Origin of the sequence: Haloarcula laminariae (genome assembly GCF_025457605.1) — an archaeon.
GTDB classification, from domain to species: domain Archaea; phylum Halobacteriota; class Halobacteria; order Halobacteriales; family Haloarculaceae; genus Haloarcula; species Haloarcula laminariae.
In genome coordinates, this window is record NZ_JAMZFY010000001.1 from 2148796 (window position 1) to 2174458 (window position 25663).

The window sequence follows — 25663 nt, forward strand, 5'->3', positions numbered from 1 at the left end:
GAGTCGGAAGGAAGTCAGGAACGGCATTAGGCCTTCCGACGAGCGGGGGACCAACTGGCCGACCGACCCGCGCCCGCTGACAGTCCCAGCATAGGTCCGGACCTGCCGAGCGGATGACCTATCGGTATTAGAATATTTCGTGGCGCCGAAAACAGTCAAAATTAATCATCATCGTTCCCCCGAACTTGGGTGCCTTCGTTGGAATAATAACGATTAATGGACCTTGATATAGTGGAAAATCTTTAGTCGTGGCCCCCCAACCAACCGATACGGCACCACAGCTGGGGCCGAGGATTTCACAATGACAGACAACGAACTAATCTGGCGAATCGCGGGCGGTTCCGGTGACGGAATCGACTCGACCAGTCAGAACTTCGCGAAGGCCCTGATGCGTTCGGGACTTCACGTTTTCACACACCGGCATTACCCGTCGCGTATCCGCGGTGGCCACACGTACGTCGAAGTACGCGCGAAGGACGAGGATGTACAGTCCCGCGGTGACGGTTACAACTTCCTGCTCGCGCTGGGCGACTCCTTCGCCCGGAACCCGCAGGACGAGGCCTACTACGGGAAGGAAGAGCTGAAGCCGCTGTACGAGAACTTCGACGACCTCCGCGAGGGCGGCGTCCTCCTCTACGACGAGGGGCTGCTCGACGAGGAAGACGTCGAGGAGATCGAACTCGAAGAGGCCGCCGAGGAGAACGGCTGGCACGTCGTTCCGATGGACCTCCGCGGAATCGCGAAGGAACACGGCCGCGAGATCATGCGCAACACGGCCGGTATCGGCGCGACCGCCGCCATCCTCGACATCGGCACCGAGGAGTTCGAGGAGCTCATCAGGCAGAACATGTCCGGCGACATGCAGGAAGCGAACCTCAACGTCCTGCAGGACGCCTACGAGGCCGCCTCCGAACTCGACATCGACCACGACATCGAGGTCCCGGAGGGCTCCCACGACGAGGAGCAGGTCATTCTTTCGGGCTCTAACGCTATCTCCTATGGCGCCCTCGACGAGGGCTGTCGGTTCATCTCGGGCTATCCGATGACGCCGTGGACGGACGTCTTCACCATCATGTCCCAGCACCTGCCCGAGTTCGGCGGTATCTCCGAGCAGGTCGAGGACGAGATCGCCGCCGCGGCGCTCGCCCTCGGCGCGTCCCACACGGGCGTGAAGGCGATGTCCGGCTCCTCGGGCGGCGGGTTCGCCCTGATGTCCGAGCCGCTGGGCCTGGCCGAGATGACCGAGACGCCCATCGTGCTGGTCGAAGCGATGCGCGCCGGTCCCTCGACCGGGATGCCGACCAAGCCCGAACAGGCCGACCTCGAACACGTCCTGTACACCTCACAGGGCGACTCCGCGCGGGTCGTGTTCGCGCCCGCGAACATCCGCGAGTGTTACACGCAGACTCGCGCCGCGTTCCGCATCGCCTACGAGTACCAGATTCCGGCCATCGTCATCTACGACCAGAAGATTCAGGGCGAACTCCGGAACCTGCCGGCGAGTCACTTCGACGAGGAGCCAAACGCCGACCCCGGCTCCGTCCTCACCGAGGAGGAGATTCAGGACGCCGCCCACCACGCGTCGGGCAAGTTCCAGCGCTTCCTCCACGAGCCCGAGGACGGCTCGAACGTGAGCCCCCGCTCGGTCCCCGGCCAGAAGGACGGCCGCTATCTGGCGACCGGGAACGAGCACACCCCGGAGGGCCACATCAGCGAGGACCCCAACAACCGCATCGCCCAGATGGAGCGCCGCCTGGGCAAGCTCGACGATATCCGCGCCGACCTCGACGAGAACGCCTCCCACCAGGCCTACTACGGCCCCGACGAGGCCGACTACGGTATCCTCGTCTGGGGGAGCCAGCAGGACACGGCCTTCGAGGCCGTCGACCGACTCAACGAGAACGGCCACTCCGTCAAGGCGCTCGGCGTCTCCGACATGGCCCCGTACCCGGTCGAGGAAGTCTCCGAGTGGCTCGACTCCGTCGACCAGGCGCTGGTCGTCGAGATGAACGCCACGGCCCAGTTCCGCGGGCTGACCCAGAAGGAGATCGGCAAGTACGGCGACAAGCTGTCCAGCCTGCTGAAGTACAACGGCAACCCGTTCGAGCCCGCCGAGATCGTCGACGGGTTCGAGTCCAGCATCAACGGCGAGGAACTCGCCGCGACCAACATGAAGTACCTGCCAGCGGCAGGTGACTAACCTATGAGTGCATTCAGCGCAATCGGCGACGACCGCGAGATAGACAGAGACGAGTTCACGCCAGGCATCGAGCCACAGGCCACCTGGTGCCCCGGCTGTGGGGACTTCGGTGTCCTCAAGGCGCTGAAACAGGCCATGCCCGAGGTCGGCAAGAACCCCGACGAGGTCGCCCTCTTTACGGGTATCGGCTGTTCCGGGAAGCTCAACAGCTACTTCAACAGCTACGGCTTCCACACCATCCACGGCCGCTCGCTGCCCGTCGCCCGGGCCGCGAAACTGGCCAACCCCGAGCTGGAGGTCATCGCCGCCGGCGGCGACGGTGACGGCTACGGTATCGGTGGCAACCACACAATCCACACGGCCCGTGAGAACCACGATATGACTTACATCGTGTTCAACAACGAGATCTTCGGGCTCACCAAGGGCCAGACCTCGCCGACTTCGCCGAAGGGTCACAAGTCAAAGACCCAGCCTCACGGCTCCGCGAAGTCCCCGATTCGACCGCTCAGCCAGCAGCTCAACGCCGGCGCGACCTACATCGCCCGCACGGCTGCGGTCAACCCCAATCAGGCCAAGGAAATCATCGCCGAGGCCATCGAGCACGACGGCTTCGCGCACATCGACTTCCTCACCCAGTGTCCGACCTGGAACAAGGACGCGAAACACTACGTCCCGTACACGGACGTCCAGCAGTCCGACGAGTTCGACTTCGACGTCTCGGACCGCAAGGAAGCCGCCGAGATGATGCGCAAGACCGAGGAGCGCCTCTACGAGGGTGAAGTGCTCACCGGTCGGATGTACGTCGAGGACGAGCGCCCCTCCTACGGACAGGAGAAGCGCGCTATCGGCGAAATGCCCGAGGAGCCCCTCGCCGAGCGGTACTTCGACGAGGACGCCGAGTGGGAGCGGACCTACGACAACCTCCTCGAACACCACAAGTAATCCCGGAGGCCGAATTCGTCGGCAGTCCCGGCGGGTTCGAACTGGGGTTACTGATTCGGAAGATATTTTTTCACCCATCATAAATATACCTCTATGAGTGTCGAGTCTACGGAGCGTCGGATACTGTCTGTCTTGGAGGAGGACGCACAGGCGTCGTACGCGGAGATAGCGGACCGGGCCGAGGTATCGAAGCCGACGGTCCGAAAGTACATCGAGAAACTGGAAGACGAGGGCGTCATCGTCGGCTACTCGGCCGACGTCGACCCCAAGAAGCTCTCGGGCCAGTCCATTGCCATGGTCGGCATCGACGTCGCCAGCGAGCGCTACGTCGAAGCGACCCGGCAGCTGTCGGATATCGACGCCGTCGAGTCGCTGTACACCTCCAGCGGGGACCACATGCTGATGGCGGAGGTGCGCGCGACCGACGGGAACTCTCTGGCCGGCGTCATCGAGGACGAGATACTCGAACTCGACGGCGTCACGGCCGCCCATCCCTCTTTCCTACAGGAACGGCTGAAATAACGGGTTTTTAGACGCTCCGGAGAAGAGGAGAACTATGCCGTCTCGGTTGGTCGTCGGCGCCGGGTCGACCGCGAGAGCCGTAATCGACGCAGTGAGTGGTGACCACGAGGAGCTGTGGGTCCTGACGAGCGACGAACACCGCGCCGAAACGCTCCGGGAAGACGGTGTCTCCGTCACCGTCACGGACGCGTTCGACCGGGCAGCGATAGACGAGCTGGACATCGACCCGGCGACGGTGGTCGTCGCCAGCGACGACCCGGGAGCGAACGTCGCCGCCGCCGAAGCGACCGCCGAGCTGTTTGCCGACGCCTTTTTGCTCTGTTACACCGGCTACGGGTCGACCGAGTCCCAGCGCGGTCGGCTCGACAGCGTCGCCGACCGCGTGGTCGACCCCGAAACCGTGCTGGCTGACCGGCTGCAGCGGAGCGCCGGTGAGGCGGGGGCCCGCACCCGCAAACTCCAGGGGGTGTTGCGGGACATCGACGACCACCTCGCGGTCGTCACGCACGACAACCCCGACCCGGACGCGATCGCGAGCGCCGTGGCGCTTGGCGACCTCGCCGCCCGGGCCGGCTGTGAGGTGTCGCTGTGTTACTACGGCGACATCTCCCACCAGGAGAACCGGGCGTTCGTCAATCTCCTGGAGTACGACCTCGTCAATCTGGACCCAGCGGACGACGCGGCGCTCGACCCGTACGACGGGTTCGCGCTGGTGGACCACTCCCGCCCCGGCGTCAACGACCAGCTCCCGTCTGACCTCCCGATAGACGTCGTCATCGACCACCACCCGCCGCGGCTGCCGGTCGAGGCCCGCTACGTCGACCTCCGCAGCGGCGTCGGGGCGACGAGCACGCTCCTCGTGGACTACTTCGAGCGGCTGGAGGTCGAACTGTCCGAGCCCATCGCGACCGGGCTGCTCTTTGGCATCCGCGTCGACACGAAGGACTTCCGCCGGGAGGTCTCGGCCGAGGACTTCGAGGCCGCCGCGAAGCTCGTCGAGCGGGCCGATATGGCCGCCCTCCAGCGCATCGAGGACCCCAGCGTCAGCGGCGAGACGCTCTCGGTCATCGGCCGCGCCATCGACAACCGCGAGGAGGAGGGGTCCGTGTTGCTCTCCTGTGTCGGCAAGCTCTCGGACCGCGACGCGCTGGCACAGGCCGCCGACCAGCTGCTCGACCTGGAGGGCATCCACGCGACGATGGTCTACGGCGTCATGGACGGGACGATTTACGTCTCCGCGCGGGCCCGCGGCGCGGACATCGACCTCGGCGAGGCGCTCCGGGACGCGTTCGGCCAGATAGGGTCGGCCGGCGGCCACGCGGACATGGCCGGGGCGCAGATAACGCTGGGCGTGCTCGACAGCGTCGACGACCGCGAGGAGTCGCTGCACACCATCGTGAAATCGGTCGTCAACGACCGCTTCCTCGACGCCGTCGACTCCCGCTCCCATCGGCTGCTGGGTCGGATGAGCGGCCGGACGGAGTTCGCGTCCGCCGAGTACCCCGAGCTGAGCCGGCCGTCGCTCGACGAGCACGACACCGCGTAGGCGAGTCTTTTTGCCCCTCGCTGGGAAATGGCACGGTGATGGGAGACTCGGGTCGACCGACGGTCGGAGAGTACATGACGCGGGACGTGGCGACGGTCGCGCTGGACGACACCGTCGGCGAGGTGGCCCAGCGCATCGCCGAGAGCGACGAGTTCAGCGGCTTCCCCGTCACCGACGGGCGACGTGTCGAAGGGTTCGTCAGCGCCAGCGACCTCCTGATGGCGGCCGACCACGAACCCATGTTCCGGGTGATGAGCGAGGACATCATCGTCGCGACGCCGGAGATGGCGGTACAGGAGGCCGCCCGCGTCATCCTCCGGTCGGGCATCCAGAAGCTCCCGGTCGTCGACGACGCCGGGAACCTCGTGGGCATCATCTCCAACGCCGACGTCGTCCGCTCTCAGATCGAGCGGGCGACCCCCGACAAGGTCGAGAAGCTGGGGCGGACGCTGGCGAACATCCACGACATCACCACCCACGACGAGCGGCGGACCGTCGACCTCGCCGCGCTCACGCCGACCCAGCCGACGGTGTACGCCGACGAACTGGAGGGGCGGGTGTACGAACTCGAACGCGGCCTGGCCGAGCCACTCGTCGTCATCGACAACGACGGCCACCTCTACCTGGCTGACGGCCACCACCGGGTGAAAGCGGCCGAGCGGCTCGATATCGGCGAGATGGAAGCCAACATCATCGTTCTCGACGAGACCGTCGAGCTGGGGATGGCCGAGACGGCTGCCGAGGCCGGCCTCGAAAACATCAGCGACATCGAGGTCGTCGACTACGCCCGGCACCCGCTGGTCGAACAGACCGAGCGATTGCAGGAGTAGGGGGACGGCGAGCGGCCCTGACGACCACAGAGGTCGGAAGCGCGCCGCGATTACTCGGGGTTCCGGCGTCCGGCCGCGTCGTCGGTCCGCCGCGAGACGTAGACGACCAGTCCCAGGAGGACACCCAGTCCGACACCGACCGTCACCATCCCGTAGATGGCCACACCGAACGGCGTCGGTGGCAGTGCGATGACGCCAAACAGCGCCGGCTGGAGGTCCGCGGGCCGAATCGTCCCCAGGACGAACCCCATCACCCCCGCCAGCGCGACGATGATGACGTACATCTGGACGACGACTTTCTCGCCGGACGTCTCGGTCACACGCTCGCTCATACTGTAATCTGGGGCGGGAGACGATTAGCCTTTTTCACTTCGGGCCCGAAGCGGGCCTATGTCTCAGAAGGAGCTCCTGTTTATCGTGCTTTCGGGCATCGCCATCATGATGTTCATCACCGCTATCGTGTTGGTCTCCGGCGCGACCTGATCGTCCGAACCGCAAAAAACAACCCGGGCTGCCAGGACGGCTCGTTCAGTCGTCCTGTGGCGTCCCGCCGTCGGTCAGCGCGGACTTCTCCTCGTCCTCGCCGCCGTCGGTGACGGCCGTCTCCAGCTTGCGGTCGTACCACTCCCACTCCTTGTCGAGCAACCCGTCGCGTTCGAGGTTCCACGGGTCGCCGTCCTCGATTTTCGGCCCTTCGAGCCAGGACTGGACGAGGTTCCAGACGAAGATGAGCTGGCCCACGAGCAGGATGAACGCGCCCACAGTCGCCACCATGTGGAAGGTACTGACCTGCGCCAGCGGCGCGATAGCGCCGTCGAACTGGTAGGTGGCGTATCGGCGCGGCATCCCGAGATAGCCAAGCGCCAGCATCGCGAAGAAGGTGAGGTTGGTCCCGATCATCGAGAGCCAGAAGTGGGCCTTCCCGAGCGTGCGCTGGTACATCCGGCCGGTGAAGACGGGGAACCAGTAGTAGATGCCCGCGAAGACGGCAAAGCCGATGGCGCCCATGACGACGTAGTGGAAGTGGCCGACGACGTAGTAGGTGTCGTGTAGCACCAGGTCGACGGGGATGGAGGCGAGGAAGACCCCGGTGACGCCGCCGATGATGAAGTTCGAGACGAAGCCGATACAGAACAGCATCGGGCTCGTCAGCCGGAGCCGACCGTTCCACATCGTCGTGATCCAGTTGAACGTCTTGACGGCGCTGGGTATCGCGATAGCGAGTGAGACCGCCATGAAGGAGGCCCGCAGCCGCGGGTCCATCCCCGTCGAGAACATGTGGTGGGCCCAGACGCCGAAGGACAGCACCCCGATGGCCAGCGTGGAGTAGACGACGAACTTGAAGCCGAACAGCTTCCGACCCGAGAACTTCGGGAGGATGAGGCTCACGAGGCCCATCGGCGGCAACACGAGGATGTACACCTCGGGATGGCCGAAGAACCAGAACAGGTGTTGCCACAGCAGCGGGCCGCCGCCCTCCACGGCGAAGAACGCCGTCGAGAGGTTCCGGTCCATCAGCAGCATCACCAGCGCGCTACCGAGCAGCGGGAAGGCAAAGAGGATGAGCGCCGACTGGGTGAGGATGGTCCACGAGAAGATGTCGAGGTTCGCCCAGTTGACGTCGTCGCCGCGTTCGGTGAAGATGGTCGCGATGAAGTTGATGGCGCCCATCGTCGCGGCGACCCCCGAGAGGTGCAGCCCCAGCAGCATCAGGTCGACGCCGGGGTTGGCCTGCTCGACCGACAGGGGCGTGTACATCGTCCACGCGGTCTGTGCCGGCTCAATCATGTTCTCCGTGACCGGCGCGAGGAAGAAGCCGCCCCAGACGAGCAGCGCGGCCGGCGGGAGGAGCCAGAACGCGATGGCGTTGATGCGCGGGAACGCCATGTCGTCGGCCCCGATGAGCAGCGGGACGAAGTAGTTCGCGAAGGCCGCGATGATGGGCGTCCCGAAGAGGAACAGCATCGTGATGCCGTGGCTCGTCAGGATGGAGTTGTACGCGTTCGGGCCCAGTATCGCCCCGCCCGGGACGACGAGCTGGACGCGGATGAGCACAGCCATGATACCCCCGACGGCGAAGGCGATGATGGCGTACAGCCCGTACAACAGTCCGATGTCCTTGTGGTCGACAGTCGTCAGCCAGCGGATGATGCCCGCGGGTTTCTCACGGTTGAGGACGGCGGCGTCCTCACCGGTCGCGGTTCCACCTCCGGCTAACGGCGTGTACGACCGCCAGTTCTCAATGCGCGTGAGTAACGCGACGATGCCGACGAGGAGGACGGCCATCAACCCCGTCAGCACTAGGTCTCCTACAGCCATAGACGCACGTCAGGACTGAGTGATAATGAAAGGGGCGGTTCCGGCGTCCCCGCTGGGTTACGCCTCGGGCAACTCGTCGTCTTCGGCGCCCGGTTGAGCGTCCTCGTCGGCCGCCTCGTCGTCTAGCGTCCCGGTCGTGGCGTTTGGCTCCTCCATGGCGGCGTGGTCGGCCGCTTCCTCGGCGTCCTCGACGGCTCGGCCGGCGTAGTACGTGAGCACGGCCAGCAGGAGGAACATCGTGAGCATCAGCGAGAACTGCAGCCCGCTGAACACCGGATCGAGACCGAACGGGCTCACGACCGCGAAGGCCGCGATGAAAAAGAGGATGATACCAAGCGGGATGACGTTGACAGTGAGGTCGAGCAGCGTTTCCTTTTCGAACCCGAACAGTGCCATATAGCAGGCGATTGGACGCGGGGCGGTAAATAGGCTGTTGGTTTGTCTCAGACCTTCGTCCGCTCCATGACGGAGCCGACGCCGCCCGCCGCCACCATCACGATGCCGGCGACCGCGACGGCGACGAGCCGCGTGAACACGGGGCCGTTACCGATGTTGGCGACGGTAATCGACGCCGTCGGGAGGTAGGCGACGGCCAGCCCCGCGGCGACGAGAGCGAGGACGACGCCGACGCCGACGAGCGTCGGCCACGGGTGCGTGACGTATCCCGACTCCGTGAGGATGCCGGCGATGGACCCACCGAAGAGGATGAGGCCGAAGACGGCGATCGGAAACAGGCCGATGAAGACGCCGATCTCCGAGAGGACAAGCCCCAGCGCGATGAACACCGGCCACGGACTCGCCGTCCGGTACTGGTCGCTCAGTCCGGGTTGCTCTTTCATACCAGCCGTTGGTCGTGGCGCGTCTTAGGCCCATCGGACTCCTGTCCGGAGGACGGGGCACAAACTATTTGTCTGCCATGGGGCTTGGTGGAGGTAATGAGTATGCGCACGGTAGAGCTAGTATCCGAGTGGGACTCGGTGCCCTTCGACGGCGGGTACGCCGGGCTCCACTCCCTCTCGGACCAGGAATTCTCCGGCGCCGTCATCGCCGGCCCCACACAGCTGTTCATGCTGAACGGCACCGTCGTGGGGATTCTCGACGGGGACATCGAGGATTTCGACGGCGCCGACGGCACCGCACGGGCCGCACCGCACGACGCCCTGCCGCTGCTCGTCGTGATGCAGGACCAGGCCGGCGACCCGCGGGCACAGTACTACACAGAGGACACCCCGATTACCGACGTCGACCAAACGCTCGAAGACGGCAACTTCACCGGGTACGTCGAGCTGTCGGAGAACGTCCTCTCCGGGGACTACTATCTGGTCTATCACCAGGGTCACTCGATGAGCGTGGCGTGGGTCGGGAACTCACAGCGGCTCATCACCGACGAGGAGGCCTACGAGCAGGCCGACGGGGAGGTCGGCATCTACAAGGTCATGCCGGCCAGCATCGAGCCCATCGACATCCCCGAGCCGAGTTCGCCGGCGGACGACGGGGAGTCTACCGCCGCGGCCGGCGGGACGGCGGCCACCCCGGCCGACGACGCCGGTGACGAAACGGCCGGGAGCGCGACGACCGACGAGACGACGGCTGACGACCCCGGAACGGAACCGGCCGCCGACGAGAGCGCGGTCGACGCGAGCGAGCAGCCCCCGGCGAACGAGCCGGTCGAGAGCGCGTCCGGGGACGGCCCCGAGCGAGGGGGCGGCGCGGCCGGCCCGCCCGGCTCGAAAGCGGCCGGCGCGAGCCAGGGGGCGGCTGTCGACAGACAACAGCGCGACGAGCCGACCCCCCGGGCGGCCGACACCGAGGCGGAGCCGTCGGCCGCCGACGCTGAGGAGGAAGCATCGCCGGAGGCGGAGACGCCCGAAACCGCAGTGAGCGAAACCGAGACCGCCGAGCGGACGACGGGGGAGGCGGAACGCACGCAACCGTCGGCGGGGAATGCGGAGTCCGCGCGGCCGACGGCGAGGGACACGGACTCCGCGCGGCCGACCACCGAGAGCCCCGACACCGCCGAACCGAAGCCGAACGACGCGGGGGCGGCGGACGCCGCCGCGACACCGGTCGAGGACACCACGACACCGAGCGGAGCGGCCGAACCCCGGACGGACCAGACCGCCGAGCGCGCAGTGACGGACGAACGGAGCGGGGACGGCCAGCCCTCGCCCGCGGCGACCGACAGCGACGCCGCGGGGGCGCTGGAGACCCGGTCGATTCCCTCGCTGGACCCCGAGCGGTCGAGTTCCACGCCGGAGCCGGCGACAGCCCCACAGGCGACGGAGACACAGCAGCCGGCCGCCACGGAGCCGGCGACATCCCCGCAAACGTCTACGCCACAGTCCGACAGCGCCACGGACCAGGTGTCGGCGGCGTCAGAACCGGACCAGTCCCGGCCGGCGGAGCCGGCGGCCGAGCAGCCACAGCCCGAACCCAGCCCGGAACTGGCGGCCGAACTGGAGGAGCGAGAGGCCGAAATCGCGGACCTGGAAGCGGAGATTCGGGACCTCTCCGCCGAGAACGAGGAGCTGGCCGCCGAGCGCGACCGCCTGACCGACGAACTGGAGGAGGCCCGCGCCGAGATACAGCGCCTGGAGGAGGAGCTTGAGGCGGCCGGCGGGCCCGCGCCGAGCGGGCGGGCGCTGTCGGCGGCGGAGGCCATCGACGGGACGAACCTCTTCGTCCGCTACCACTCGAAGGGGGAGGCGACCCTGGCGAAAGCGCAGGACGGGAGCGCCGACAGGGCGTCCGTCGAGGAGAACCTCCGACTGGAGTATCACACCCAGTTCGATGCCGAGGACGCCTCCGTCGACGGCGAGGCGTTCGAGACGTTCCTCCACGACAGCATCCACTACCGCTTTGTCGACTGGTTCGTCCGGAGCCTCCTGTACGAGATCAGGGACACGGGCCACGAGAGCGAGATGGGCGTGCTCTACGACGCCCTCCCGGATATCGACCGGGCCGAACTCAACGGCCAGGTCTCGGTGACCTACACCGAAGACGGGCAGGAACACCGTTCGCAGGAGACCTTCGACGTGGTCGTCCGCGACCGGATGGGCAATCCGCTCGTGGTCGCCAACATAAACGACTCCCGGCAGCCGGCGACCGACGGACAGATGACCGACATCGTGCGAAACGCCGAGCGGGTCGGCAACGCCTCGGACTCGCTGGCGGCGGCGTTCCTGGTCACGAGCAGTTTCTTCGAGCCCGAAGCCCTGGAGACGGCGAAACAGGCCACGTCCAGCGGTCTGCTCAGCCGCGACAAGCGCAAGAGCTTCGTCAACCTCTCGCGGAAGGGCGGCTACCACCTCTGTCTGCTCGAAGCGCGAAACAAGGAGTTCCACCTCGCGGTGCCGGAACTCTAGAAAGAGACCGCTTAGCTCTCTATCTCTGCGGCGTCGTCGATTTTCATTCCGTTGAGCTTGTCGATGATCTCGTCGATCTTCTCGTCCAGGTCGTCGACGAACTCGCCGGTCTGTTCCGTGGTAATAGCGCCCTGGCTGGAGGGCTCGATGAGGTTCTCCTCTTCGAGGACTCGCAGGGAGTACCGAACCTTGTGGTGTGGGTAGCCCGTCTCGTTGGACATCTTCACGATCCCGATAGGCTCGTTCTCTATTACCATGCGAAGCACCTGCAGGTGGCGCTCCAACATGTCGACTTCCTTCTCAAGCCTGTCTATCATGGCAATTGTTAACTTGTGTTGGGTGGGTTTAAAAGTTACCCTCGTCCACCCGGCCTTGCCGGTTTCACGCTACGACGGGATGGGTGTTAAAAGCGTCGTAACACTTCACATGGAATGTGTTGGCGTATCCGACCACGCCCGGCATCGGCGTGGGCCCGTTCCGAGTCCCGCGGACCGCGGCCAGTCACTGCTGTGAGACCGTAATCTGTTTATCATGGTGGCGGGAACGTCCGAGCGATGACCGTAACCATCGTCGGCTCGCAGCTCGGCGACGAGGGCAAGGGCGGCATCGTCGACCTGTACGGCGACGACATCGACGTCGTCGCGCGGTATCAGGGCGGCGATAACGCCGGCCACACCGTCGTCCACGAGGGCGAGACCTACAAGCTCTCCCTCGTCCCGAGCGGGGCCATCCGCGGCAAGGTCGGCGTACTCGGCAACGGCTGCGTCGTCAACCCGCGAACACTGTTCGACGAGCTAGACACGCTACAGGAGCGCGGACTGGACCCGGACGTGCGAATCGCCGAGCGCGCACATATCATCTTCCCCTTCCACCGCGTGCTCGACGGTATCGAGGAGACAGTCAAGAGCGAATCCGACAGCGAGGTCGGCACCACGGGCCGAGGTATCGGCCCGACCTACGAGGACAAGGTCGGCCGGCGCGGTATCCGGGCCGGCGACCTCCGCAACCCCGACGTCCTCCGGGAGCGCTTGGAGTACGTCGTCCCGCAGAAGCGCGCCGTCGTCGAGGACGTCTACGGGGTGGCCGTCGAGGACCTCGACGACCCCGACGCGTTCGACGTGGACGCCCTCTACGAGGAGTACCGCGAGTACGGCGAGCGCTTCGAGGCCGAGGACATGACGGTAAACGCCAGCGTCTTCCTCACCGAGAAGATGGCCGACGGCCAGAACGTCATGCTGGAGGGCGCACAGGGGACCACCATCGACATCGACCACGGGAACTACCCCTACGTCACGTCTTCGAACCCGACCGCGGGCGGCGCGACCACGGGGACCGGTCTCAGCCCCGGCGTCGTCGGCGGCGGCGAAGTCGTCGGCATCGTCAAGGCCTATCTGACCCGCGTCGGCAGCGGCCCCCTACCCACGGAGCTCGGCGGCGTCGTCGGCGACACGCCCGGCTACGAGGAGCAGGGCGGGGGCGAGAACGAGGAGCTCGCCACGCAGATACGCGAGGAGGGCGGCGAGTACGGGACCGTCACCGGTCGCCCCCGGCGGGTCGCCTGGCTCGACATGCCCATGCTGCGCCACGCCGCGCGCGTGTCGGGCTTTACCGGCCTCGCCATCAACCACATCGACGTGCTGGCCGGCCTCGACGAAGTCAAGGTCGGGCACGCCTACACTCTCGACGGCGAGGAACGCCACACGCTGCCCGCCACCACCGAGGAGTGGAGCCGGTGTGAGGCGAGCTACCGGAGCTTCGACGGCTGGCCGGAGTTCGACCCGGCGACGGTCGCGAGCGAGGGGTACGAGGCGCTCCCCGAGAACGCGCGGACCTACGTCGAGTACATCGAGGACGAACTGGACACGCCGGCCTACGCGCTCGGCGTCGGGCCCGGCCGCAGCGAGACGATAGTCCGCGAGCGCCCCGTCTGAAAGCGTTCGGGGTGTCGGCAGACAGTATCCTTTTATTCCCACCGACCCGACCAGCGGGTATGAAAGAGGACTTGATGGACATCATCTGCTGTCCGCTGGACAAACACGACCTCGACCTCGACGTCTCCGAGCGCGACGGCGAGGAGATTCTCGACGGGACGCTCACCTGTACGGAGTGTGGCGAGCGGTTCCCCATCGAGGACGGCATCCCGAACCTCCTCCCGCCGGACATGCGGGAAGAGGCCCCGGCGTAATCACCGGCGTTTTCCGTATTACTCGTCGGTCTCGACGCCGGCGAGATTGCCGTCGTCGTCGAACAGCTTCGCCCGCAGGAAGCGAGTCCGGTAGCGGTTCGCCCCGTCGTAGACGTCGGCCTCGCGGATGTCGTCGGCCCGGCCGTCGGCGACGGCGTCGATTATCTCCTCGACCTGCTCTTTCTCGCTCGGCGTCAGCTCGAACTCGTAGGTCTGTGACTGCTCGCCCTCCAGCTTGGTCCACTGGCGGGCCCCGGCGATGACCAGCGAACAGGGCTCACGGCAGGGGAAGGCGCCGTCGCCGCCGTCGACGTCGAGCTCGGTCTCCTCGTCGTAGTCCCACTCCCGCCGTTTCAGACACTGGGAGTCGTCACAGCAGGCCTCGGCCACCCAGTTGACGTGTTCGTACCCCTCGCCGCGGTCCCACGTGCGGACGACGCCGTAGATACCGGTCTGGCGCTCGACGGTCTCGTGCCAGTGGTCGATGTCGAGTTCCCCCTCGCGCTCGCGGTGCCAGTTCTGGACCGTCGCCGGGTAGAACGCGTGGACGGCCTCGACGACGTCGGCGGCGCCGAGGTCGGGGAACTGCCAGCCGGTCCGGAGGGAGGGGGCGGTCTTCAGCGGCCGGTACGCCCCGTCGTCGTCGTGCTTGGCGAGTTCGCGGGCGTCCAGGGGCGCCTCGTGGGCGTCCAGTTCGTCCGCCGGCGTCCCGGCGTCGTCGACGTGTCGCAGGTCGTAGCTGCGCCCGGCCGGGCCGTCGAGCGAGACGGTGACCCGGAGCTGGCCCCACTCGGTGGTCAGTCCGTCCGCGAGCGCCTCGTACCGCTCCGGAACGGGCTGGTCCCCGCCCCCTTCGAGCCAGCGAAGGAACGCCCAGCGAGCGTCCGTCTGGGGCGCGACGGCGTGCCAGAAGTACCAGTTCCCCACGTGCGGGTCCTCGGCCGCGGTATCGCGGAGCGCGGCCTCGTCGAGCCCGTCCGCCGTCGCCGCGGGCGTCTCGAACGTGTAGCCGCCGGCGCTCTCCTCGACGCGGAGGCCGTCGAAGTCGATACCGTCCGGCGCGGTAGCCACCAGCGCGTCCACCGGGTCCTCGTTCATACTGGACCACGGGACTCGGGCGAAAAAAGCGGGTCGGTTCCCACGGCCGTTGCCGAGGGACCGTCGAGCGGTTCCGGGTACCGCCGACCCGAGCCGGCGGCGACCGGTGAATCCAATACTACTCCGTTTCAGTCGCCGGCGGCCGACCCCGCGCCGCTCTCCCCGCGGACCTGTTCGATGGCCGCGCTCACGTCGGCGCCGGCGTCGGCCGCCCGCTCCAGCACCACGTCGGCCATCAGCGGTTCGGTCCCGACGGCGCCGGCGTACCAGATGCGGTGGCCGTCGACGGTCTCCGGGACCGCCCAGCCGTCGCGGTAGTCCTCACACAGCCCCATGTCCTCGGGGATGTCCTCCTGGGTGTGGTAGCCGTCGGCGATAAAGAGGGGAACGACGACGACGTCCTCGCTCTCGAAGAAGTCCGTCACGTCGTCGACTTCGGGGTCCTCGTCCATGAACAGCGCCTCTACCTCGTCGAAGCGGTCCATCTCGGCGATGCGGTCGGCGTGGTACTCGATGGCCTTCGCGGAGTTCTCGTTGCGCTCGGTGCCGTGGCCGACCACGGCCAGCCCGAAGCCGTCGCCGACGTCGGGGTCGTCGGTCACCGACTTCGCGCGCTGGACGATGACGTCGCTCATCGAGTCGTGGGTACCGACGGGACCGCAGTAGTGGACGGTCTGGTCGGTGTCCGCGGCGGTCAGCGTGGCGGAGTTGGCGCTCGTGCCGTCGGAGTCCCACAGCTCAGGGTCCCACTCCTCCAGGCGGAACTCCCGCGGGATAACCTGCTCGGTGAAGTAGCCCTCGGAGATGAACAGCGGTACCAGATACACTTCCCCGGCGTCCACGGTGCGGAGGGCCTCCCGGAAGTGCGGTTCCTCCTTCCAGAACGACTCCCTGACCTCGCTGAACGCGCCGGTCGCGCGAATGGTGTCCGCGTGCGAGAACGTGGGGGTGCTCGACTCGGCGTTCAGGTGTGAACCGTGGGCGGCGATGACGAGCGCTTGATCCATACGGGCCATTGGGCGGAATCGGCCTTAGGGGCTTCGCCCTGCGACGAGCGAGTCAGTCGGGGACGCGGCCGGCCTACTCGTCCGCAACCTCGGTCACGTGACGCGGGGCGAGTGAGTCCGACTCGACCAGCCGGACGCCGAGTTCCTCCGCGAGTCGCTCGTCGGCCGCCCGCACCGTCCCCGTCGTCGCCAGCATCGCCGTGTCGGTGCCGGCGGCGCCGGTGACGACGCTACAGCGTTCGATGCTGTCCCTGACGGTCCCGGCCTCGGGGCTGTGAACGACGACGCCCATCAGCTCGTCACCGCGGTCCGCGAGCAGGTCGAACGGTCCCGACGCCGCCGAGCTGACCGCCCAGCCGGCCGTTCCGAGGACCTCGCTGACCATCTCCCTCACCGCCTCGACCGTCGGCGGGTCGGCGGTGTCGCGCATCGTCGACACGTTACGGAGGCGGACCCCGAGGTCCGCGGCCAGTCGCGCGTCGGCCTCGCTAATGGTCCCCGTCGTCGCCAGCATCGCCGTGTCGGTGCCACCGGCCCCAGTAATCGCGTCACACTCCCGTATCGCCTGTTGGTCGAGGCGGCCGTCGTCGGGGCAGTGGACGACGACCCCGACGAGTTCGTCCTCGCGCTCGGCCAGCAGGTCGAACGGGCTCTCGGGTTGTGCGCCCCGGGCCCGCCAGTCCGTCTTTGCCAGGGCCTGCAGTATCTCGTCTATCGCCGTCTCCTTGTCCGGCTTCTCCGGCCCCGGGGTCGGCTCCGTCCCGGAGCGGCGGCTATCGGTCGCCGTCGGCTCCGGCTCGGCGGTGTCGGTTCGCTCGTCCCCGTCGCGCTGTGGGTCGTCGAGCGACGGTATCAGCTCGGCCACCCGGTCGCGTTCGAGCGACTTCGCGGAGTCGACCGTCGTCTCGAACAGCCCCCGTAGCGACCGTGTCGCGGTGCCCACGCGGCCGGCAGTCGCACACGCTTCGCGTCTGCGCCGGAGGTAGTCAGCGACCGCCCCGAGACCGTCGGCCTCGGTGTGGAGACGCCACGTCGGCCCGTCGGCACAGTCGAGTGTCAGACGCCCCTCCCGGCGGTCCGCGGTCGTGGCCACGTCGGTTATCTCCGCGATGTCGAGCGTGAGCTTCCGGTCGCCGCCCAGTTTGCCGACCAGCGCGATCACCCGCCGGTCCGTGACGACCACGACGGTCTCGTACCGGCTGTCCGGCACCACGCGCGTGGTCGTCTCGCGCTCTATCTCGATGCCCCGCTCCCGGTTCGTCACGACGTACTCTACGGTCTCGTCCTCCGCGACAGCGTCTATCGCCGGCCGGTCCGCGAGGTACTCGCCGGACCGGAGTCCCTCCTTTGCGGTCCGGGTGAGCGCCGGCGGCAGTTCGCTGTCCCCCCTGGTGACGTTGCTAATCTGGCCCACTGATTGCCCTCCCACGCGATATCCCCCCGTTCGGATAACGTGTCGTTCGTTCTTTTTGACGGTATCCGACAAAAAGCTTCGCTGCGGTTGCTGTCGGCTCTGTGTGGGCGACTGACGGTCGAGCGTGACCGCGCTCCCGGACAGTGTGGCACGTCGACCCGAGAGAGTGCGACCGGTTCCGGCGACACTTTTGTGCGTTCCCCGCCGGGGATACCGTATGTCACTCGCCGCCGCCACGCGCGACGCTGTCCGCGAGCGCCCGTTCCTCTACGACGCCCTACGGGCCGGCGTGGTCAACTACACCGCCGCCGCCAGAACGCTCGACGTCGAGGGGGACACCGACGCCGTCGCCACCGCGCTGCGCCGCTTCGCCGACGAACTGACCGACGAGCCCGTCCACGAGAGCGAGGCCCGCGTCTCGATGCGGAGCGGCCTCGGCCGCGTCGAAGACGGCGACGGGGCCCTCGTCGTCGGCGACATCCGTCTGCGCGAGGGCGCGGGCTCGCTGACCGGCATCGTCGCCAGCGGCGACGTGTCGCCGCCGGCACTGGCCGACGTACTCGGCTGCCTGCGAGCCGGGGACATCGCCGTCAGGGCCGCCGGAGTGGGCGAGGGGAGCCTCGTCGTCGTGGTCGAGCGGCGCGACGGACCGGACGCCCTGCGGGTCGTCGAGAGCGCCGTGGGGCGGTAGCCGGGGACCGAAACGAACGGTTCCGACGCCTTGAAGCGGCCCGGTCCGGTGGGTACAGCTAATGACGCTGCGCGTGACGAACACGCTGACCGGCGAGACAGAGCCGTTCGAGCCACGCGACCCCGATTCGGTGTTGCTGTACTACTGCGGGCTGACGACGTCTGACCCGCCCCACCTGGGCCACGCCCGCGGGTGGGTCCACGTCGACGTCATGTGTCGCTGGCTGGAGTGGCTGGGTTACGACGTCCACCACGTCGAGAACTTCACCGACGTCAACGAGAAGATAGTCGCCCGCGTCGGCGAAGACGGTGAGAGCGAGGCCGACGTCGCGCGCCACTACGTCCAGCAGGTCATCGAGGACATGCGGTCGCTGAACCTCTCCCGCGCCGAGGTGTATCCGCGCGTCTCCGAACACGTCCCCGAAATCATCTCGCTCGTCGAGCGCCTCGTCGAGAGCGGCCACGCCTACGAGGTCGACGGCTCGGTCTACTTCGACGTGACGAGCTTCGAGGACTACGGCGAGCTGTCGGGCCAGTCCGTCGAGGACCTCGAATCCCAGGGCCAGGCCACGGGCGAGAAGCGCAACCCGGCGGACTTCGCGCTCTGGAAGGCCGGCGGCGTCGCGCCCGAAGACATCGAGGAACACCAGCACCCCGAGGCCGCCCCCGCCGAGGAGGCCTGCGAGACGGCCCAGACGTGGGACTCGCCGTGGGGCGAGGGCCGGCCCGGCTGGCACATCGAGTGTTCGGCCATGTCGATGACCCACTTGGACGAGACAATCGACATCCACGTCGGCGGGCAGGACCTCGTCTTCCCCCACCACGAGAACGAGGTCGCACAGAGCGAGGCCGCGACCGGAGAGCGGTTTGCCGACTACTGGCTCCACGTCCGCCTGCTCGAGACGAAAGGCGAGAAGATGTCCTCTTCGCTGGGGAACTTCTTCACCGTCAGCGAGGCCGTCGACGAGTTCGGCCCGGACGTCCTCAGGACGTTCCTGCTGTCGACGGCCTACACCTCGCGGGCCACCTACAGCGAGGAGACCATCGGCGAGGCCCAGGAGCGGTGGGACCGACTGCAACGCGGCTACGAGCGCGCGGTCGAGGCCTGTGACAGCGTCGACGCGTACGCCACCGTGAGCCACGAGGGGCTCCGGGACGCTGTCGACGAGGCCCGCGAGACCTTCGAGGCGGCGATGAACGACGACTTCAACACCCGGGAGGCGACGACGGCGCTGCTCGACCTGACGGGGGCGGTCAACGCGTACGTCGACGACCGCGAGACGTACGACTACGCGGCGCTCCGGCAGGTCGTCGAGACCTTCGAGGAGTTCGGCCGTGGCGTCCTCGGTCTCGGCTTCGGTGACGGCGGCGAGGACGGCGACGTCTCGCTGGCCGGCGACCTCGTCGAACTCGTCCTGCAGGCCCGGGAGGACGAGCGGGCGGCGGGCAACTACGAGCGGGCCGACGAGCTACGCGACGAACTCGAAGCCATGGGCGTCGAGGTCCAGGACACCGACGAGGGGCCGACCTACCGCCTCGGCGACTGACGCGAGCGCGCCGCTGTCGAGGGGACTTTCGCTCGCCGGGATAGCCACGAAACTTATAAACAAAGAACAGGGTTGTGTTGGTATGAGACGTGTTATTCTGACAGCCGTCGTGGCCGTACTGGTCGTCTCCTCCGGCTGTGTCGGCCTGATTACGGGCGAGACAGTGGAGTTCGAGGCCAGCGAAGGGACGGTCAGCGACAGCGCGCTGGATTCGACCGGGTACGAGATGAACAACTCCAGCGAGCGGACGATAACCCGGGACGTGAGCTTCTTCGGGCAGGAGCGGACCATCCGCATCGTGAACCAGGTCAACAGGTACACCAGCAGCGGCTCGCTGGCGGATGCCTCGGGTAACGAGACCCTGGCCAACAACGAGACCTTGGCGAACAACGAGACGGTTCAGGACGCCTTGGCGGAGGAGTCGGGCGGCGATACCGAAGTCGCGGACATGAAGCGGTTCGTCGTGGTCTCCTCGCCGGGGGCGTCGGTGGCCGGGCGGACGCTCAACCCCGCCGCGAGTTGGTCCAACGAACGCATCCTCGAACAGGTGGCCGAGCAGACCGGAACGCTGGACGACCTCGAACAGCAGGACACGCGGACGGTCGAGTCACTCGGCGAGGAGCGCAACGTCACCCAGTTCACCGCGACGACCCAGATAGAGGGCCGCGAGGTGGAGGTCCAGGCCCACGTCGTCAGCTTCGAACACGACGGTGACGTAATCATCGCTGTCGCCGTCCACCCCGAGCAGTTCGACGAGTCCGACAACGTCGACGAGCTCATCGGCGGCCTCGAACACAGCGGCAACTAGACTCCACTGTTTTCGGCGCTCAGACGAGCGCGTAAATCATCAGCAGGAAGAAGTAGATGACGACGAGCGCGCCGAGCGCCCGCAGTCGGAAGGCCCCCAGCTCCGATTTCTCTGCGTCGTGGGCCGCCCGGAACGCTTCGATTTCCTCGTCGCCCAGCTCCGCGGGGTGGTCCAGCCCGCGGTGCAGGGCGAGCAACTCCTCGCGAGCGTACGGGTGCCCGCAGTAGCGACACTCGTAGACCTCTGCGCCGTCGGGGACGTGGTAGTCGTCGGTCATAGGTAGGGCAGTGGCACCTCCGGCCGGGAGATGACCCACAGGCTGGTCATCGTATAGAACACCATCACGGCGATGAAGGGGTACTGCGAGCGGACGGCCTGGAGCCGCGACGGGAAGACGTCGTAGGCGACGGCGTGGGCCACCCAGATGGCGACGAGGTGGCCGACGACGACGGCGGCGATGCCGACGCCGCTGAACCAGCCCGGCGGCTCGTAGACGGGGACCGCGCCGGGGTCGGACAGCGGCGACAGCAGCGCCACCCCCAGCGCCGGGGCGAGTACGAGGAAATAGCCCAGATAGTGTGCGAGGTGATACCCCGCGGCGATGGCGAGCAGTGGCGGGGCGAACCGCTGGGCGAGCGTCTCGGCGGTGAGATACGTGGCGGCGGCGCGCCGGCTCAGCCGGACCGCGAGCCAGTACGCGCCGAGGAACAGCCCGAACCCGGCGGCGAGCGCAAGCGGGTAGAGCAGCTGCGCCGGGAGGCCGGCGTCGACCAGCGGCCGCGTCAGGTCCCGCCAGGCCGGCGTCACCACGAGGCCGTCGAACGTGGTCCCCCACAGTAGGGCGACCACGAAGGCCACCTCGTCGCGCCCGTCGACCAGCAGCGGCGACGAGAGGTCCATCCCGGGCAGGCGCAGGCGGAGACCGCGCTCGTCGTAGCCGATGGGGGCGACCCGACCGTAGTACCGGAAGACGCGCTCGACCGGGTCCGCCTCGGCGAACCACGTCTCGCGGCCGAAGACGACGGCCCCAGCCAGCGCCAGGGCGCTGTATCCCACGACTGCGGTCGCCAGCAGGCGCGGGTCGTCGGCCAGCGGGCTCACGACTTCGAGCCAGATGAGCGCTAGCAGGCCGACCACGGCGGGCCAAGCGCCCACGCGGTCGGGGTACTCTCGGTCCAGCGACGGCAGCGCCAGCGCGACGGTGTCGAGCGGGTTGAGCGCCCGCCAGGTGTTGCCGACGAGGTACGTCGTCATGGCGAGCCCGGCCCACCAGCCGACCCACACCAGCAGGATGGCGAGGTTCGTCTGCGGGGTCGGCGGGCCGACGAAGCCGACGACGATGACGGCCACGTACCCCACGAGCCCGACGGTACGGGCGAACAGTTCCGGGAGGCGCGACTCACTTACTGTCAGCGGGACCCCCCAGTCGTGGATGCGCTCGATAAACGAGCGGTCGGTGACGAAGGAGGCGAGCAGGAACGAGGCGCCGACGGCGGCACCGCCCGTCGAGAGGAACAGCCAGGTCGGTACCGTAATCGACTCGCGACCGCCCCCGGCGAGGCTGCCCCCGTGGGCCGAGGCGGTCCCGGCCGCCAGCAACAGCACGAGCGCGCCCGCCAGCCGGCCGCCGACGCGGCGTCGACGCGTGTTCATCGGTGGCACTAGAGTCTTGGGGCCCGTGTAGCTTCCGACATCGACCCGGCCGCGGCCCGTCGCTTGCTCTGAGGCTCGCCGCCGAGATGTCTCACAGTACTCGACGCCCGGGTCGCTCCGCGGCATCGCTCCGTCGAGGCACCTCCCGCCGTCGGCACCTCGCGACCAATGGGATGGGCTTTTAGTAATTCGCTCGTAAGGGGCCGGTATGAGCACGACCGACGAACACGAGGGAGGCCACGAACACCACCTCCCCGCGACGGAGGACTGGCCACACGGCTTCGGCGAGGCGAGCTGGTGGCCCTTCATCACGGCTATCGGCGGGTCGGGGATATACGTTGGAGCGGCGCTGTTCGTCCTCTCGATGGGCGAGAGCGCGCTCGTGAGCGCGACCACCGGCGCCGGCGTCACTGTCGCCAGTATCGGCCTGTTCCTGGCCGGTATCTACGGCTGGCTCTACCACGCTTTCGTCGTCGACTTCTGGGAGCGGGGTACCGACCACCACTCCGGACGGGCGCTGAAGTTCGCGATGCTGTTGTTCCTGGGGACGGAGGTGGCCACCTTCGGGGCCGGCTTCGTCTACTACTTCTTCATCCGCGGGTCCGACGTTTGGCTCGCGGCCGACATCCCGAGCGTGTGGGGCTCGCTGGTCGTCGTCAACACCCTGATTCTCGTCGCGAGTTCCGTCACGCTGCACTACAGTCACGTCGCGTTGCGGAACGGCAACCGCTCCCGTTTCACCAAGCTGCTCGGCGTGACCCTCCTGCTGGGCATCGTCTTCATCGGCGGGCAGGTGTACGAGTACTACGAGTTCATCGTCCACGAGGGCTTTACCCTCTCTGAGGGCATCTACGGCTCGGCCTTCTACGGCCTGACCGGGCTCCACGGACTCCACGTCACGATGGGCGCGGTCCTGCTGGGCATCGTCTTCGTCCGTGGCTGGTACGGCCAGTACTCCGCCGAGCGCCACACCTCGGTCTCGACGGCCTCGATGTACTGGCACTTCGTCGACGTCGTCTGGGTCTTCCTCGTCGTCGTCCTCTACGTCGGCGCGAACCTGGTCTGAGACGGCGTATCGTCGCCGCGTTCCGCGGAGCGGCAATCCGTACAACGCTTAAGCACCGCGGGGTCGTCGGACGTGTATGGAACAGCTAGACGTCAGCGGTGGCTTCGACGTCCACGACTACCGCCACGGGCTGAAACTACTGAAACAGGACCGCGGGACGATGACGCTGGCGAACCGCGAGGGATTTGCCTGTCCGTCCTGTGGCGACCCCTTCGAGCGGCTGTTTATCACCGAACAGCGGACGGCGAGCTTCGGCGACCCGGGCACGTCGTTCTGTCTCGCCCGGACCGACGACGGGCTCCTCGTGCTCACGCACTGATTCCGGTCACTCCTCCTGAACCGGCGAGCAGTCCTCACGAGCCAGCGCGAGATACCGAGCGACGAACGCCTCGGGACAGTCCGTCCCCTCCGCCGCCTCGACGAGACGGGCCTCCAGCCCGTCGCGCGGGCGGTGACAGCGCGCCCGGTCACAGGGCTTGCAGAGGTGCTCGAAGGACTTCCCCTCGCGCTCCCAGCGGTCGCCGTGTTTGTCGTACTCGCGGGCCGCCGACCGGTCGACCGACTCCCCGCAGGCGATACACGTGACAGTTGCGTCGTCGCGGTGCCAGGCGTTCCGAAACCCCATCGCTACACACTGTCCTCCCTGTCGCTCACGGCCTTGATTGTGACCATATCCGTGCGTTCGGGTGTCCGAATACTCGCTGTTGTGCCCCAGCTGAGAGGGGCATTTATCCGTCCCCGGGCGGCGCTGCAGCCGTGAAAGGCCGAGACGCCCCTTTCGGGGCTCCGACCGGGAAATTAACAGCTGATTTTTATAACGAATTATCCCGAACGTTCAGGGGATGCGCGCCGCCAGATTACACGAGTACACGGACGAGATGGAAGACGGGCTCTCTATCGACGAGGTAGACGAACCCCAGGTGACAAACAGCGACGACGTAATCGTCGAGGTCGAGGGCGCGGGCTGGTGCCAGACGGACAACCACATCATCGAGGGGATGTGGGAACAGTACGTCCCACAGCCGCTGCCGATGACGCTGGGCCACGAGAACGCCGGCACCGTCGTCGCCGTCGGGGAGGAGGTCCAGCTGGTCGAACCAGGCGACCAGGTCATCTGCCATCCCGTCCAGACCTGCGGTACGTGCCGTCCCTGCCGGCAGGGCGAGACGATGTACTGCGAGAACGACGCGTTCAACGGGCTGACGACGGACGGCGGCTTCGCCGACAAGCTCCACACGAGCGAGCGGTCGGTCATCCCGCTGCCCGACGGCGTCGACCCGGCCGACATCGCGCCCCACGCCGACGCGGGCATCACCGCCTACCACGCCGCGAAGAAGGCCGTCCGGGAGCTCAACCCCGGCGACGCGGCGGTCGTCATCGGCGTCGGCGGCCTGGGCCACATCGGGCTGCAGTGTCTCGACGCGATGAGCGCCGCCGACATCGTCGGCGTCGACATCAAACAGTCCGCCCGCGACCTCGCCAGCGACCTGGGAGCTCACTACACTATCGACCCGACGAGCGAGGACGTGGCCAGTGAAATCGAAGGCATAACCGACGGGGTCGGCGCCGCGCAGGTGCTCGACTTCGTCGGCGCCGACGAAACCACCCAGCTCGCGCCCGACATCACCGCGGCCGGCGGGGACCACCACATCATCGGCTACGGCGGACACATCCACGAGCCCGCACAGGCGCTGGTCAACGGCGAGTTCGCCTTCCAGGGCAACATCGTCGGCCGCTACGCCGAGCTCCAGGAGCTCGTCGCGCTGGTCGAACGCGGCGCCGTCGACCTCCACACCACCCGCTACGACCTCGAGGACGTCAACGACGTAGCGGTGAAGCTCGAAGAACGCGAGATAGACGGCCGCGCGGTCATCATCCCCTGAGACGGGGCCATCTGGCATACGCTTTTTACCGCCCCGTTCGTCTCCACCGGTATGTCAGCTACCTCACAGGCGATTGCGGCCGCGTTGCAGATGGGACCGGGGCCGGGCCAACCGGTGGAATCGGTCGGCAGTCCGCTCCTCAATCTGGCCGGGAGCGCCGTCGGCGCCTTCGTCACCACGCTCGTCGTCGGCGCAATCCTGGTCGCCGTCGTCCCGGACTACACCGAACGGAAGATGGCTACCCTGCTAGACGAGCCGGTCGGCTCGTTCATCTACGGCTTCGTCTCGCTGATTTTCTTCGCCCTCGTGGTACTGGTGCTCGTCATCACCATCATCGGTATCTTCGTCGCGATTCCGCTCGTCCTGGTGTTGTACATCGTCTGGGCGGTCGGCGCGTCCATCGCCTTTCTCGCCATCGGTGAGCGCCTCGTCGGGCGCGACGACGGCTGGACGAAGCCGCTGCTCGTCGGGGCCGGTATCAACGGCGCGCTGACGCTGACCGGTATCGGCGGCATTCTGACGCTCGCCATCGGCGCAGCCGGCTTCGGTGCCGTCCTGCGTGACTTCCTGGACTGAGCGGTAGCGGGT

Annotated in this window: 26 protein-coding genes; 15 read left to right on the top strand and 11 right to left on the bottom strand. The window is 67.3% G+C overall.

Going from position 1 to position 25663, the window contains the following annotated elements:
* Positions 1-301: 301 nt before the first annotated feature.
* From NJQ98_RS10940 to NJQ98_RS10960, 5 genes are all read left to right on the top strand, one after another.
* Positions 302-2200: a 2-oxoacid:acceptor oxidoreductase subunit alpha gene (locus NJQ98_RS10940; protein ID WP_262178491.1), complete on the top strand. Its 1899-nt coding sequence runs from the start codon at positions 302-304 to the stop codon at positions 2198-2200.
* 3 nt (positions 2201-2203) lie between these two features.
* Positions 2204-3142: a thiamine pyrophosphate-dependent enzyme gene (locus tag NJQ98_RS10945; RefSeq protein ID WP_262178492.1), complete on the top strand. Its 939-nt coding sequence runs from the start codon at positions 2204-2206 to the stop codon at positions 3140-3142.
* 93 nt (positions 3143-3235) lie between these two features.
* A complete protein-coding gene (gene lrpA1, locus NJQ98_RS10950) occupies positions 3236-3664 on the top strand; it encodes an HTH-type transcriptional regulator LrpA1 (protein ID WP_262178494.1) in 429 nt (142 codons plus the stop codon).
* A gap of 34 nt (positions 3665-3698) precedes the next feature.
* Positions 3699-5210: a DHH family phosphoesterase gene (locus tag NJQ98_RS10955; RefSeq protein ID WP_262178496.1), complete on the top strand. Its 1512-nt coding sequence runs from the start codon at positions 3699-3701 to the stop codon at positions 5208-5210.
* A 38-nt stretch (positions 5211-5248) separates the two neighbouring features.
* Positions 5249-6040 (top strand): CBS domain-containing protein, encoded by a 792-nt coding sequence (locus NJQ98_RS10960; protein ID WP_262178498.1) that lies wholly within the window; start codon positions 5249-5251, stop codon positions 6038-6040.
* A 50-nt stretch (positions 6041-6090) separates the two neighbouring features.
* Here NJQ98_RS10960 and NJQ98_RS10965 read toward each other — a convergent pair whose 3' ends face one another.
* The 4 genes from NJQ98_RS10965 to NJQ98_RS10980 form a co-directional block, all read right to left on the bottom strand.
* Positions 6091-6372: a DUF7520 family protein gene (locus tag NJQ98_RS10965; RefSeq protein WP_262178500.1), complete on the bottom strand. Its 282-nt coding sequence runs from the start codon at positions 6370-6372 to the stop codon at positions 6091-6093.
* Between the two features lie 196 nt (positions 6373-6568).
* Positions 6569-8359 carry a cytochrome c oxidase subunit I gene (gene ctaD / locus NJQ98_RS10970; protein WP_262178503.1) on the bottom strand — a complete coding sequence of 597 codons (1791 nt, stop codon included), beginning with the start codon at positions 8357-8359 and terminating at the stop codon, positions 6569-6571.
* 57 nt (positions 8360-8416) lie between these two features.
* Complete coding sequence (locus NJQ98_RS10975; RefSeq protein ID WP_262178505.1) at positions 8417-8755, bottom strand: DUF6684 family protein; 339 nt, start codon at positions 8753-8755, stop codon at positions 8417-8419.
* A 47-nt stretch (positions 8756-8802) separates the two neighbouring features.
* The gene (locus NJQ98_RS10980; protein WP_262178507.1) at positions 8803-9198 is read right to left on the bottom strand and encodes a DUF7541 family protein; all 396 of its coding nucleotides are present in this window, start codon (positions 9196-9198) and stop codon (positions 8803-8805) included.
* 96 nt (positions 9199-9294) lie between these two features.
* Here NJQ98_RS10980 and NJQ98_RS10985 point away from each other — a divergent pair, with 96 nt between their 5' ends.
* Positions 9295-11724 carry a DUF7527 domain-containing protein gene (locus tag NJQ98_RS10985; RefSeq protein ID WP_262178509.1) on the top strand — a complete coding sequence of 810 codons (2430 nt, stop codon included), beginning with the start codon at positions 9295-9297 and terminating at the stop codon, positions 11722-11724.
* Between the two features lie 11 nt (positions 11725-11735).
* Here NJQ98_RS10985 and NJQ98_RS10990 read toward each other — a convergent pair whose 3' ends face one another.
* Positions 11736-12041, bottom strand: a complete 306-nt coding sequence (locus tag NJQ98_RS10990; protein WP_262178511.1) for a hypothetical protein — start codon at positions 12039-12041, stop codon at positions 11736-11738.
* A 237-nt stretch (positions 12042-12278) separates the two neighbouring features.
* Between NJQ98_RS10990 and NJQ98_RS10995 the strand changes: the two genes are divergently transcribed.
* On the top strand, positions 12279-13655 hold the full coding sequence (locus NJQ98_RS10995) for an adenylosuccinate synthase (RefSeq protein WP_262178514.1): 1377 nt from the start codon (positions 12279-12281) through the stop codon (positions 13653-13655).
* A gap of 59 nt (positions 13656-13714) precedes the next feature.
* Positions 13715-13909 (top strand): methytransferase partner Trm112, encoded by a 195-nt coding sequence (locus NJQ98_RS11000; protein ID WP_262178516.1) that lies wholly within the window; start codon positions 13715-13717, stop codon positions 13907-13909.
* 18 nt (positions 13910-13927) lie between these two features.
* On the opposite strand, the gene NJQ98_RS11005 is transcribed toward NJQ98_RS11000, so the two are convergent.
* The 3 genes from NJQ98_RS11005 to NJQ98_RS11015 form a co-directional block, all read right to left on the bottom strand.
* Positions 13928-15007: a DR2241 family protein gene (locus tag NJQ98_RS11005; protein ID WP_262178518.1), complete on the bottom strand. Its 1080-nt coding sequence runs from the start codon at positions 15005-15007 to the stop codon at positions 13928-13930.
* 128 nt (positions 15008-15135) lie between these two features.
* Entirely contained in the window at positions 15136-16014 is an 879-nt protein-coding gene (locus tag NJQ98_RS11010) for a CbiX/SirB N-terminal domain-containing protein (RefSeq protein WP_262178520.1), read from the bottom strand.
* Positions 16015-16087: 73 nt separating this feature from the next.
* Positions 16088-17443 (bottom strand): hypothetical protein, encoded by a 1356-nt coding sequence (locus tag NJQ98_RS11015; RefSeq protein WP_262178522.1) that lies wholly within the window; start codon positions 17441-17443, stop codon positions 16088-16090.
* A 202-nt stretch (positions 17444-17645) separates the two neighbouring features.
* Between NJQ98_RS11015 and NJQ98_RS11020 the strand changes: the two genes are divergently transcribed.
* The 3 genes from NJQ98_RS11020 (at position 17646) to NJQ98_RS11030 (ending at position 20473) form a co-directional block, all read left to right on the top strand.
* The gene (locus NJQ98_RS11020) at positions 17646-18119 is read left to right on the top strand and encodes a DUF7523 family protein (RefSeq protein ID WP_262178523.1); all 474 of its coding nucleotides are present in this window, start codon (positions 17646-17648) and stop codon (positions 18117-18119) included.
* A 61-nt stretch (positions 18120-18180) separates the two neighbouring features.
* Entirely contained in the window at positions 18181-19665 is a 1485-nt protein-coding gene (cysS, locus tag NJQ98_RS11025) for a cysteine--tRNA ligase (protein WP_262178525.1), read from the top strand.
* 82 nt (positions 19666-19747) lie between these two features.
* On the top strand, positions 19748-20473 hold the full coding sequence (locus tag NJQ98_RS11030) for a DUF6517 family protein (RefSeq protein WP_262178527.1): 726 nt from the start codon (positions 19748-19750) through the stop codon (positions 20471-20473).
* 19 nt (positions 20474-20492) lie between these two features.
* Here NJQ98_RS11030 and NJQ98_RS11035 read toward each other — a convergent pair whose 3' ends face one another.
* Both NJQ98_RS11035 and NJQ98_RS11040 read right to left on the bottom strand, forming a co-directional pair.
* Positions 20493-20750, bottom strand: a complete 258-nt coding sequence (locus NJQ98_RS11035; RefSeq protein WP_262178529.1) for a DUF7410 domain-containing protein — start codon at positions 20748-20750, stop codon at positions 20493-20495.
* On the bottom strand, positions 20747-22126 hold the full coding sequence (locus NJQ98_RS11040) for a hypothetical protein (RefSeq protein ID WP_262178531.1): 1380 nt from the start codon (positions 22124-22126) through the stop codon (positions 20747-20749). Before NJQ98_RS11040 ends, NJQ98_RS11035 begins: the two co-directional genes overlap by 4 nt.
* A gap of 208 nt (positions 22127-22334) precedes the next feature.
* Between NJQ98_RS11040 and NJQ98_RS11045 the strand changes: the two genes are divergently transcribed.
* Together NJQ98_RS11045 and NJQ98_RS11050 are read left to right on the top strand one after the other, a co-directional pair.
* Positions 22335-23192 (top strand): cytochrome c oxidase subunit 3, encoded by an 858-nt coding sequence (locus NJQ98_RS11045; protein ID WP_262178533.1) that lies wholly within the window; start codon positions 22335-22337, stop codon positions 23190-23192.
* Between the two features lie 76 nt (positions 23193-23268).
* Positions 23269-23511: a DUF7385 family protein gene (locus NJQ98_RS11050; RefSeq protein ID WP_262178535.1), complete on the top strand. Its 243-nt coding sequence runs from the start codon at positions 23269-23271 to the stop codon at positions 23509-23511.
* A 6-nt stretch (positions 23512-23517) separates the two neighbouring features.
* Here NJQ98_RS11050 and NJQ98_RS11055 read toward each other — a convergent pair whose 3' ends face one another.
* Positions 23518-23817 carry a DUF7562 family protein gene (locus NJQ98_RS11055; RefSeq protein ID WP_262178537.1) on the bottom strand — a complete coding sequence of 100 codons (300 nt, stop codon included), beginning with the start codon at positions 23815-23817 and terminating at the stop codon, positions 23518-23520.
* 217 nt (positions 23818-24034) lie between these two features.
* Between NJQ98_RS11055 and NJQ98_RS11060 the strand changes: the two genes are divergently transcribed.
* Together NJQ98_RS11060 and NJQ98_RS11065 are read left to right on the top strand one after the other, a co-directional pair.
* A complete protein-coding gene (locus NJQ98_RS11060) occupies positions 24035-25075 on the top strand; it encodes an NAD(P)-dependent alcohol dehydrogenase (RefSeq protein WP_262178539.1) in 1041 nt (346 codons plus the stop codon).
* Between the two features lie 51 nt (positions 25076-25126).
* Positions 25127-25651 (top strand): DUF8173 domain-containing protein, encoded by a 525-nt coding sequence (locus tag NJQ98_RS11065; protein WP_262178541.1) that lies wholly within the window; start codon positions 25127-25129, stop codon positions 25649-25651.
* Positions 25652-25663: the final 12 nt, after the last annotated feature.